This window comes from Pseudomonas sp. Irchel s3a10 (assembly GCF_900187525.1).
Lineage (GTDB): Bacteria > Pseudomonadota > Gammaproteobacteria > Pseudomonadales > Pseudomonadaceae > Aquipseudomonas > Aquipseudomonas koreensis_G.
Genome location: NZ_FYDR01000010.1, coordinates 24,549 through 37,365 on the forward strand (window position 1 = coordinate 24,549; position 12,817 = coordinate 37,365).

1 protein-coding gene (running past one end of the window) is annotated in these 12,817 nt (G+C 65.2%); it reads right to left on the reverse strand.

Features of this window, described 5'->3' with window-relative positions:
• Positions 1-12,563, reverse strand: the 5' portion of a protein-coding gene (locus CKW11_RS23530) for a non-ribosomal peptide synthetase (RefSeq protein WP_095139604.1). The gene continues 451 nt to the left of window position 1, outside the view; the window shows 12,563 of its 13,014 coding nt (coding positions 1-12,563); the start codon lies at positions 12,561-12,563; the stop codon falls past the left edge of the window.
• Positions 12,564-12,817: the final 254 nt, after the last annotated feature.

Consider the following 12,817-nt stretch of genomic DNA (forward strand, 5'->3'; position numbering starts at 1 on the left):
TCTTCGCGGGCGAGCACGGCGGCCTCCTGAATGCCGTCGATCTGGGTCAGGCGCGCCTGAATCTCGCCAAGCTCAATGCGCAAACCACGGATCTTCACCTGATCGTCGTTGCGGCCCAGGTATTCGATATTGCCGTCCGGCAGATAGCGGGCGACGTCGCCGGTGCGGTACATCCGCCCATTGGCCTGGAACGGATCGGTGAGGAAGCGTTCGGCGTTCAGTTCCGGGCGATTCAGATAACCGCGCGCTACCTGCACGCCACCGATGTACAGCTCGCCGACCACGCCGTGCGGCACCGGTTGTTGCTGGGCATCGAGGATGTACATGCGGGTGTTGGCGATCGGTTTGCCGATCGGCGTGTTGTCCGGGGTGCTTTCGACCGGCCCGGCGCAGTTCCACGCGGTCACGTCCACCGCCGCTTCGGTCGGGCCGTAGAGGTTGTGCAGTTCGCTGCCCGGCAGTTGCTGTTTGAAACGCCGCACCACGCTGCCCGGCAGCGCTTCGCCGCTGCACATCACTTGCCGCAGACTGCCGCAACGTGCGGTGTCGGCGTGAGCGAGGAACACATCGAGCATCGACGGCACGAAGTGCAGCGTGGTGATGTGCTCGCGTTCGATGATTTGGCTGAGATACAGCGGATCCTTGTGCCCCTCGGGCCGGGCCATGACCAGACGTGCGCCAGTCATCAGCGGCCAGAAGAACTCCCAGACCGAGACGTCGAAGCTGAACGGGGTTTTCTGCAACACCGTGTCGCTGGAGGTCAGTTGATAGGCGTCTTGCATCCACAGCAAGCGGTTGACTACCCCGCTGTGTTCGTTGATCACGCCTTTCGGTTGGCCAGTGGAACCGGAGGTGTAGATCACATACGCGGTGTGCTGCGGGGCCAGTTCGGCAATCGCAAGATTGTCTGTCGGCAGCGCTTGCCAATGCGGCTGATCCAGGTCGATCACCGGCACGCCAACGTCACCGAGCAACGAGCGCGTGGTTCCCTGCACCAACACCGCCAACGGGCCGCTGTCCTCGAGCATGTAAGCCAGACGCTCCAGCGGATACGCCGGATCCAGCGGCACATAACCGCCGCCAGCCTTGAGGATCGCCAGCAGCCCGATCACCATGTCCAGACCGCGCTCGACGCAGAGCGCCACCCGCGCATCCGGCCCTACGCCCAATTCACGCAGATGCCGTGCCAGTTGATTGGCCCGGGCATTGAGTTCGGCGTAGCTCAGTTGCTGCTCACCCGCAACCACGGCGGGCGCCTGCGGCGTACGCGCCACTTGCGCTTCGAACAGACCGTGAATGGTCTGCTCAAGGTCGTAATCGACGTCAGTGGCATTGAGACCGAACAGCAACTGCTGACGCTCGGCATCCGCCAGCACCGGCAGGCGGTTCAAGGCCTGCTGCGGAGTCTGCTCCAGCGCCTCGACCAGCCCCGCCAACGCCTGCTGCATGTAGCCACACAGCCGCGCCGCGCCAATCTGCGAAGGGGTCATGGCCGTGAGGTCAAAACCCTGACCCAGGTCATCGACGTTGAAGCTCAGCGGATAGTTGGTGCGCTCCTCGCTGGACAGGTTCTCGATGCCTTGCCAGGCCAGGCGATTGGCTTGCAACTGTTCTGCGCTGACGCTGTGCCGGTAGTTGAGCATGGCGCTGAACAGCGGCGACGGCGCCGCCACCCCGCTGCAACGCTGGGCCAATGCCAATGACGCATGTTCATGGCCGAGCAATGCGGTCAGTTGCGCATGGGTGGCGCGCACCCCGGCACGCACTGAAACATCACCCAGATCCACCCGCAATGGCAGCGTGTTGATGAACATTCCCAGACCTCGATCAGCGCCGGTACCGCCCTGCATCCGCCCCAGCAGCACGGTGCCGAACACCACGCGCTCATGTCCGGAGGTCGCCGCCAATACTTGAGCAAACGCCAGATGGAACAGGCTCGCGACGCTCACGCCCAGCTGCCGCGCCTGGCTGCGCAGGCGCTGCGCCACGGCGTCGGGCACGCGCTGACGGACTTCTTCGATGTCATGGCCGTCACCGTGCACGTCCAGCAGACCGAATGGCAGCGTTGGCTCGTCGATCTCGCCGAGCATCGCGCGGAAAAACCCTTCGTGTTCCTGCTCGCTGACGCCCAGCCGGGTCTGCGCCACGTAATTGCGATACGGCACGGCGGGTATCAGCGCTTCGCCGTGACCGAAGAGCAGCGCCTGCAGTTCCTGCTGCACCACTTCCAGCGCCGTGTGATCCATGGCGATGTGATGGAACAACAGCATGGCGACCACCCGCTGGTTGGCCGGATCCTGCGCATACACCAGGCGAATCAGCGGCGCCTGACTGAGGTCGATGCGGTAATGCCGCGCGTCGAAACGCTCATACAACTGCGCCAGAACATCACCGCCCGCCGGATCGAATGCAACCTCCTGCAGCGGCAGCTCGGCTTCACGCCAGACCACTTGCACCGGCGTCGCCAGCCCTTCCCAGACCACTCCGGTGCGCAGGATGTCATGGCGAGTCATGACCTGACGCAGCGCGGCGGCAAAGGCCTGCAAGCGTTCAAGGCTGTCGAATGCCAGGCGCGATTGCAGCAGGTATGGATCGCCGTGCGCGGCGCTCAAGTGGTGATAAAGAATGCCTTCCTGCAACGGCGCCAGCGGATAAATGTCCTGCACATTGGCGGCACCGCCCGGCACCGTGGCCACGATACGCTCGATGCTGGCCTGATCCAGTTGCACCAGAGTCAGCATCTCTGGAGTGATATGTGTGCAACCAAACGGAATCAGATTGGCCGGCACCGCGACTTCGCGACCACTGCCCACCGCAGCGGCTAGCGCGGCAAGGGTCGGCTGGCTGAACAGCACGCGTACGTCGGTGCTCAGACCGAGCTGACGCATGCGCTCGATCAGGGTCACCGCCAGCAGCGAATGCCCGCCCAGCTCAAAGAAGTTGTCGTGCCGCCCGACCTGTTCGACTTGCAGCACCTCGGCCCAGACCTGCGCCAGCGCGGTCTCCACCGGCCCTTGCGGGGCTGCGTATTCGCGGCTGAGCCAGGCGTCCTGATCCGGTTCGGGCAAGGCCTTGCGGTCGAGTTTGCCGTTGGCGGTCAGTGGCAGCGCCTCAAGCCGCACGTAGGCTGCCGGCACTAGCGCCTGCGGCAGGCGTGCTTGCAGATGCGCGCGCAGCGCCTCGATATCGACTGTTGTGCGGGCGGTGAACCAGGCGATCAACCGCGCCTCACGCACCAGCACCACCGCGTCCTGCACTGCCGGATGGCTGGACAGCGCGGCTTCGATTTCACCCAGTTCCACCCGCACGCCGCGCAGTTTGACCTGATCGTCGTTACGTCCCAGGTACTCGATATTGCCGTCGGCCAGCCAGCGCGCGAGATCGCCAGTGCGGTACATGCGCGCCTGCGGTTCGTCACTGAACGGGTCTTCGAGGAAGCGTTCGGCGGTCAGCTCGGGACGGTTCAGATAACCACGGGCCACACCCGCGCCACCGACGTACAGTTCACCGGCAACACCCACCGGCACTGGACGTTGCTGTTCATCGAGCAGGTAAACCCTGGCGTTGCTCATCGGCCGGCCGATGTGCAGCAGCTGTCCGGCATGGATCTGCCCGGAGGTCGCGACCACCGTGGCCTCGGTCGGGCCGTAGTTGTTGATCACGGCAAAGGTCTGCTCACGCGGGAACTGCCGCAACTTGTCGCCACCGATCAACAGCGTGCGCAAGGTCGGGTGACCCAGCTCACGACTGAAGGCGTATTCGGCAATCGGCGTCGGCAGAAAACTTACCTGCAACGGTTGCGCGCGCCACCAGTCGAGCAGTTCATCGAGGTGTTCGTTGCTGATCGACGGCGGCGGCAGGTGCAGGGTCGCGCCGACACACAGCGCCGGCCAGACCTCCCAGGCCATCGCGTCGAAACCGCAACCGGCGACGCTGGCGGTGTGGCTGCCGGCGCGCAGGTCGAACGCCTCACAGTGCCAGTGCACAAGGTTTTCCAGGGTTGCGTGCTCGACCATCACGCCTTTCGGCTGGCCGGTCGATCCCGAAGTGTAAATCACGTAGGCCAGATGCGCCGGGGTCAGCGTCGGCAGTTGCGGATTGGTCTCCGGCAGGTGTTGCCAGAGGGCGTTGTCCAGATCAATCACCGGCACCCGGCCCAGCAACTCGCGGGTCGAACCCTGCGCCAGCACCGCCACCGGATCGCTGTCCTGCAACAGGTAGGCGATGCGGTCGGCCGGGTACGCCGGATCGACCGGCACATAACCGGCGCCGGCCTTGAGAATCGCCAGCAGCGCCACCAGCATCTGCGGGCTGCGTTGCAGGCACACGGCGATCCGGTCGTCCGGTTGCACCCCGAGGTCGAGCAAGTGATGCGCCAGGCGATTGGCTTGCTGATTGAGTTGCGCATAAGTCAGTTGTTGCGTGCCCTGCACCACCGCCAGCGCTTGCGGATGCTGCTCGGCCTGCGCTTGCACCAGCGCCTGAATCGTTGCACCGCGCGGGTATGCCGCCGCAGTCGGGTTGAAACCGACCAGCAAGCGCTCGTATTCCTCGACCGCGAGAATCGGCAAACGGTTGAGCGGACGCTGTGGCGCCTGTTCCAGTGCTTGCACCAGATGTTCCAGCGCGGTGTGCATGTAGCCGCAGATCCGTTGCGCGCCGATCTGCGCCAGCGCCAGCACGGACAGGGAAAAATCTTCGCCGAGATCGTCGACGCTGAGGGTCAGCGGATAGTTGCTGCGCTCTTCGCCGCCAAGCAATTGCACGCCTTCCCAGATGCCCTGACCGTCACGCGGCTGCGCCTCGGCAGCGGTATGCCGGTAGTTGAGCAAGGCGCTGAACAGCGGCGCCCCGGACACTGCGCTGCAACGCTGGGCCAGCGCCAATGGCGCATGTTCATGGGCCAGCAGCGCGGTCAGCCGTGCGTGGGTAGTCTTGACCGCAGCGCGCACGCCTTCGCTGACATCCACCCGCAGCGGCAAGGTATTGATGAACACGCCGAGGGTGCGATCCGCGCCCTCACCGCCCTGCAAACGCCCCAACAGCACCGTGCCGAACACCACGTCGCGACGGTTGGCAAGCACGCCCAGCACCTGCGCCCAGGCCAGGTGCATCAGGCTCGCCGGACTGACACCCAACTGCCGCGCCTGCTCCCGCAGGCGCAGGGTCAACCCGGCATCGACGGCTTGCTGCGCCTCCTCAATGTCGCCGCCATCGCCTTGCACGTCATGCAGACCGAACGGCAGAGTCGGTTCGTCGATATCGCCGAGCATGTCGCGGAAGAACGCTTCGTGCTCCTGCTCGCTGGCCCCCAGACGCGCCTGCGCCACGTAGTTTCGGTACGGCATCGGCGTGCCGAGGCTGTCGGCCTGATTGAACATGAACGCGCGCATTTCCTGGCCGACCACGTCCATGGCGGTGTGGTCAAGAATCAGGTGCTGGAACAGGATGATCGCCACCACCCGTTGCTGCGCCGGGTCTTCGGCATAGACAATGCGCATCAGCGGCGCCTGGCTCAGGTCGAGGCGGTTGTGCCGGGCATCGAAGCGCGCGTGCAACTGCTCGAGAACGTCGCCCTGCGCCGGATCCAGCGGCACCGCCTGCACCACCAGCGGCGCCTGACGCCAGACCACTTGCTGCGGACTCGCCAGCCCTTCCCAGACCACACTGGTGCGCAGAATGTCGTGACGCGCGATGACCTGCTGCAAGGCTTGGCTGAAGGTGCGCAAGCGCTCGACGCTGTCGAAGATCAGCCGCGATTGCAGCAGGTACGGATCGCCCTGTTCGGCGCTCAAGTGGTGATAAAGAATGCCTTCCTGCAACGGTGCCAGCGGATAGATGTCCTGCACGTTGGCGGCCCCGCCCGGCACAGTAGCGACGATGCGCTCGATGCTGGCCTGATCGAGTTCGGTCAGGCTGAGCATGTCCGGGGTGATGTGCGTGCAGCCCGGCGGAATGCGGTTGGCCGGCACCTCAACTTCACGACCGCTGCCCACAGCGGCGGCGAGTGCGGCCAGGGTCGGCTGATTGAACAGCACGCGCACGTCAGCCGCGAGGTCGATCTGGCGCATGCGCTCGATCAGGCTCACCGCCAACAGCGAATGCCCGCCCAGCTCGAAGAAGTTGTCGTGACGCCCGACCCGCTCGACTTTCAGCACGTCGATCCAGATCTGCGCCAGCGCGGTTTCCAGCGCACCCTGTGGCGCTTCATATTCGCGACTGAGCCACGCGCCCTGCTCCGGTTCCGGCAAGGCCTTGCGGTCGATCTTGCCGTTGGCAGTCAACGGCAATGCGTCCAGCCGCACGTAAGCCGCCGGCAGCAGCGCATCCGGCAAGCGTGCCTGTAAATGCGTGTGCAACTGCTGAATATCGACCGCCGTGTGCTCGGTGAACCACGCAATCAGCCGCCCATCGCGAACCAGCACCACCGCTTCCTGCAGCGCAACGTGGCTGCCGAGCGCGGCTTCGATTTCACCGAGTTCGATACGCACGCCACGCAGTTTGACCTGATCGTCGTTGCGCCCCAGGTACTCGATATTGCCGTCGGCCAGCCAGCGCGCCTGATCGCCGGTGCGGTACATGCGCGCCTGCGGCTCGTCGCTGAATGGGTCGAAGAGGAACTGCGCAGCGCTCAGCTCGGGGCGATTCAGATAACCGCGCGCCACACCCGCCCCGCCGACATACAACTCGCCCGCCACACCCACCGGCACCGGGCGCTGCTCGGCGTCCAGCACATAGACTTTCGCATTGGCGATCGGCCGACCGATATGCAGCGGCTGATCCAGTTCGACCGGCCCCGAGGTGGCGACCACTGTCGCTTCGGTCGGGCCATAGTTGTTGATCACGTCGAAGGTTTGCGCACGACTGAACTGACGCAGGCGGTCGCCACCGATCAGCAGCGTACGCAAGGTCGGGTGCTGCAATTGCCGGCTGAACGCGTATTCGGCCACGGGCGTCGGCAAGAAGCTGACCTGCAACGGCTGCGCGCACCACCAGTCGAGCAGCTCGTCGAGGTGCTCGTTGCGGATCGACTGCGGCGGCAGGTGCAAGGTCGCGCCGACACACAGTGCCGGCCAGACTTCCCAAGCCATCGCATCGAAACCGAAGCCGGCGACACTCGCGGTCTGGCTGCCGGCCTGCAAGTCGAAGGCTTCAGCGTGCCAGTGCACAAGGTTTTCCAGGGTCGCATGCTCGACCATCACCCCTTTCGGTTGGCCAGTGGAGCCGGAGGTGTAGATCACGTAAGCCAGATGCTTCGGGGTTAATGCCGGCAGCTGCGGATTGGCATCCGACAGGTGCTGCCAGAGGTCGTTGTCCAGATCGATGACCGGCACGCCACCGAGCAGATCGCGGGTCGCTGCCTGCGCCACGACGGCCACCGGGGCGCAGTCCTGCAACAGGTAGGCGATGCGTTCTGGTGGATACGCCGGATCAACCGGCACATAACCGGCGCCGGCCTTGAGGATCGCCAGCAGCGCGACCAGCATGTCCGGGCTGCGCCGGGCACACAGGGCGACCCGGTCATCGGGCTGCACGCCAAGGCCGATCAGGTGATGCGCCAGGCGATTGGCCCGCTGATTGAGTTCGCCATAGCGCAACTGCTGCGCCCCTTGCACCGCCGCCAACTCTTCAGGGTGCGCGGCCGCCCGGGCCTCGAACAAACGCTGCACGGTCTGCGCCTGCGGGTAGTCGCGACCGGTGATGTTGAACCCGACCAGGACCCGCTGCCGCTCGCTCGGCGACATCACCGAAATCTGCCGCAGCGGCGTGGTCGGATTGTGCTCGAGGGCGGTCAGCAGGTTGTGCAGCGCGGTCTGCAAGTAATCGCAGACCCGTGCGCTATCCACTTGCGGCACCGCTTGCACGCTCAGGCGGAAACCGGTGCCGAGATCATCGACGCTGACCACCAGCGGATAGTTGCTGCGCTCGCGCGAGCTGAGAATCTCGATCCCGTCCCAAGCCACACCTGCCGGTTCGGCCGCGCTGTGGCGATAGTTGAGCAAGCTGCTGAACAGCGGCAGCGATGCGGCAACACCGCTGCAACGCTGGGCCAGCGACAGCGAGGCCTGCTCATGCGCCAGCAGTTGCGCCAGACGCTCATGAGTAGCGCGCACGCCTTGCTCCACCGCAGTGGCGCCAACACTGACCCGCAACGGCAAGGTGTTGATGAACATGCCGAGTGCGCGATCGGCGCCCTCGCCACCCTGCATGCGCCCGAGCAGCACGGTGCCGAACACCACCTCTTCACGCCCCGAAACCTGCGCCAGCACCTGGCCCCAGGCCTGGTGCACCAGGCTGGCGGCGCTGATGCCGAGGCAGCGTGCCTGCTCGCGCAACCGCTCGGCCACGCCGGCGTCTAGCGCCTGCTCGCTGTCGACGATGCTGCTGCCGTCGCCATGCACATCCTGCACACCGAAGGCCACGGTCGGCTCGTCGATGTCGCCGAGCATGTCGCGGAAGAACGCTTCATGCGCCTGGGTATCGGCCTGCTGTTGCGCCTGCGCCACGTAGTTACGGTACTGCACCGGCGCCGGCAGATCGGCGCCGCTCGGGTACAGGCTGTCGTTCATTTCCGCGAGCAGCACTTCCAGTGCGGTGTGGTCGAGCACGATGTGGTGCAGCAACAGGATGCCGACCCAGCGCTGCTGTGCTCGGTCTTCGGTGTAGGCCAGACGCATCAGCGGCGCCCGGCGCAGGTCGAGGCGGTAGTGCCGTGGATCGAACCGCGCCTGCATCTGTTCCAGCACATCGCCCTCAAGCAGCTCGGCATCGACTCGTTCCAGCGCCAGCGGCGCCTCGCGCCAGACCACTTGCACCGGCTCTTCAAGCCCTTCCCAGATCACGCTGGTGCGCAGAATGTCGTGGCGTGTGATCACCGCGTTCAACGCACGGACGAAGGCCTTGATCTGCGCCAGACCGGCGAAGGCGAATTGCGCCTGCAGCACGTAGGGGTCACCGGCGCTGGTCGCCAGATGGTGATAGAGAATCCCCGCCTGCAACGGTGCCAGACCATAGATGTCCTGCACATTGGCAACGCCGCCGGGCACACTGGCGACCACGCAGTCGATGGCGGCCTGATCCAGCGTGGCCAGCGGCAGCATGTCCGGGGTGATCCGCGTGCAATCGGCAGGAATCATATTGTCCGGCACCCGCAGGGCGTGACTGTGACTCAGAGTCGCCGCCAGTGCCGCCACACTCGGCTGGCCGAACAGCACGCGCACGTCGCACTGCAAGTCGTGCTGGCGCATGCGCTCAATCAGTTTCACCGCCAGCAGCGAATGGCCGCCGAGTTCGAAGAAATTGTCGTGCCGCCCGACCTGCTCGACATCGAGCAGGGTCTGCCAGATTCCGGCGATCAGGGTTTCCACCGGCCCCACTGGGGCTTCGAAACCGCGACGGGCGAACGCATCGCTGTCCGGTTGCGGCAAGGCTTTGCGATCAAGCTTGCCGTTGGTGGTCAGCGGTAACGCGTCGAGGCGCACAAAGGCGCTCGGCACCATGTACTCGGCCAGCGACAGCAGCAACTCGTCGCGCAATTGCGCAGCACTCGGCTCAGCGTCTTCGGCGGCCAGCCAGTAGGCCACCAGACGCTTGTCACCGGGGCTGTCTTCGCGGGCGATCACCACCGCTTCGCGCACCCCGGCGCAGGCTGCCAGGCGAGCTTCGATTTCACCGAGTTCGATGCGGAAACCACGGATTTTCACTTGATCGTCGTTGCGCCCCAGGTATTCGAGGCTGCCATCCGCTGACCAGCGCGCCAGGTCACCGGTCTTGTACAGACGCGCCTCGGCACGGCCGCTGAACGGGTCGGCGATAAAGCGCTCGGCGGTCAGCGCCTCGCGGTTGAGGTAACCCCGGGCAACCCCGGCGCCACCGACGTACAACTCGCCGATCACGCCGACCGGCACCGGTTCGCGCTGCGCGTCGAGTACGTACAGTTGCAGGTCGGGAATGCCCACGCCAATCGGGCTGCGCCCGACCAGTAACGCGTCCGCTGCCTGCAGTGGGCGATAGGTCACGTGCACCGTAGTTTCGGTGATGCCGTACATGTTCACCAGCCGCGTACCGGCATTGCCGACCCGCGCGTACCACGGTTTGAGCAGGCCCGGTTCCAGCGCTTCGCCGCCGAAGATCACTTCGCGCAACGAGTGCTGCAACGGGCTGCGGCCCTGCGCCGCGATTAACTGGCGGAAGGCGCTTGGCGTTTGATTGAGTACGGTCACGCCAGTGCGGCACAGCAGCGCGTAGCAGTCGTCCGGCGAGCGGCTGACGGCCTGCGGCACCAGCAACAATTGTCCGCCAAACGCCAGCGCACCCCAGATTTCCCACACCGAGAAATCGAAAGCGAAGGAATGGAACAGCGCCCACACGTCCTGCGGGTTGAAGTTGAACCAGTCGTGGGTCGCCGAAAACAGCCGCACCACGTTGCGGTGTTCGACCATCACGCCTTTGGGCAGCCCGGTGGAACCCGAGGTGTAGATCACGTAGGCAAGATGACTTGGGCTCAGCTCGGGAATCTGCGGATTGCTGCCGAGTTCAGCCTGCAACTGCAGGCTGTCCAGATCGATGATCGGCACGTTGAGCGCGCCAACCCGGTCCAGCGTATCGGCCTGGGTCAGCACCGCCGCCGGGGCGCTGTCCTGCAGGGTGTAGGCGATGCGCTCCAGTGGATACGCCGGGTCGATCGGCACGTAACCGGCGCCAGCCTTGAGCACACCGAGCAGGCCGATGATCATCTGCGGGCCGCGCTCGACACAGATCGCCACGCGCTGATCCGGGCGAATCCCCAGCGCCAGCAGATGATGCGCAAGTTGATTGGCGCGGCGATTGAGTTCGCCGTAGCTCAGCGTCTGCTCTTCGAACAGCAGCGCTGTGGCCTCGGGGCGCGCCGCCGCGTGGGCTTCGAACTGCTGGTGAATCAGCGGGGTTTCCGGGAACTGTGGCAACGGCGAGTTGACCCCGTGCACCAAGTATTCGCGCTCGGCCGCTGGCAGAATGTTCAGACGTTGCAGCGGCGCATCCGGGGTCGATTGCAAGGCCTGCAGCAGGCTGTGCAACGCGGTGTGCAGATAAGCGGCGATGCGTTCGGCGCCCAGCGCCGCATCGGCCAGCGCGGTGATGCGCAAGTCTTCGCCGAGGTCGTCGATGTTGATCGTCAGCGGGTAATTGGTGCGCTCGCGGGCGCCCAGCACTTGCACGCCGGGGGCCAGTTCACTGACCTCGGCGATCTCTTCACTGCTGCTGTGGCGATAGTTGAGGATCGCGCTGAACAACGGCGTCGGCACTGCCACCGCGCTGCAACGCTGAGCCAGTGCCAGTGAGGTCTGTTCATGGCCGAGCAACGCGGTCAGGCGTCGATGGGTGGCCAGCACCCCGGCGCGCACGCCGTCCTGCCCGACATCCACCCGCAGCGGCAAGGTGTTGATGAACATTCCCAGCGCCTGTTCGCCGCCCTCGCCCGCCTCCATCCGCCCCAACAGCACGGTGCCGAATACCACCGCCGTGCGCCCGGACAATTGGCCGAGCACCCGCGCCAGCGCCAGGTGCATCAGGCTCGCCACACTGACGCCGAGCTGACGCGCCTGGCCGCGCAGTTGCCGGCTGATATCGGTGTCGAGCATCAGCAAGGCTTCTTCGATGCTTTGCCCGTCGCCTTGCACATCCTGCAGACCACAGGGCAAGGTCGGCTCGTCGATGTCGGCGAGCATCTCGCGGAAGAACCCTTCGTGAACCTGCTCGTCCAGACGCAGACGGGCCTTGGCCAGGTGATCGCGATACGGCACCGGCGGCCCGACCTGCGCGGTCTGGCCCAGCAGATGCGCGCGGGTTTCACGGCGCACCACGTCGAGCGCGACGTGGTCCATGATCAGGTGATGGAACAGCAACAGTGCGACCACGCGACCGTTGGCCGGGTCCATGGCGTACACCAGACGCAGCAGCGGCGCCTGCTGGATGTCGAGGCGGAAGAACCGAGGGTCGTGGCGCTCCAGCAGTTGCGTCAGTGCATCCGCGCCCGGCACGAGGGCGATTTCTTCGCAGTGCAGACGAGCCTGCCGCTGCACCACTTGCAGCGGTTCATCCAGGCGTTCCCAGACGAAGGAAGTGCGCAGAATGTCGTGGCGTTCGATCATCCACTGAAACGCCTCGGCGAAGGCTTCCAGATGTTCGCGGCTGTCAAAGGCGAACCGCGCTTGCGACACGTAGGGGTCGCCGGCGGGCGCCGACAGGTGCAGATAGAGCATGCCTTCCTGCAGCGGCGCCAGCGGGTAAATGTCCTGCAGGTTGGCGGCGCCGCCGGGTACTTTGGCGACCAGTCGGTCGATGGTCGGCTGATCCAGGGTCACCAGCGGCAGCATGTCCGGGGTGATGCGAAACGCCGGGCTCAGCCAGTCGCCACCGTTTTGTGCGACCAGTTCCAGCAACTGCGCCTTGTGTTCGCTGAGGCTGTCCCACAACGCATCGTCCAGCGCGTCGTCGCTGCCCAGAATGACCAAGTCTTCATCTTCCTGTTGAAGGCGGATCGCATGGGTGGATAGAACAGCCATCAGTTCGCTGAAATGCATGGGATAACCTGCTGTAAATACGAGAAAAAGGAGCGCGCAGCCGCGAGTCCGTGCCTGCTGTGCGCAGCCTGGAAAAACTAAAACATCGGGGCCTGGGGGGCTGACATGGGAAGCGGGGACAAGCCGCCGGCTCGGCCGCCGCAATACCACTGTGGGAGCGGGCTTGCTCGCGAATGCGGTGTAACAGTCGCCATCAACATCGACTGATCCACCGCATTCGCGAGCAAGCCCGCTTCCACAGGGTTTGGTTTGCA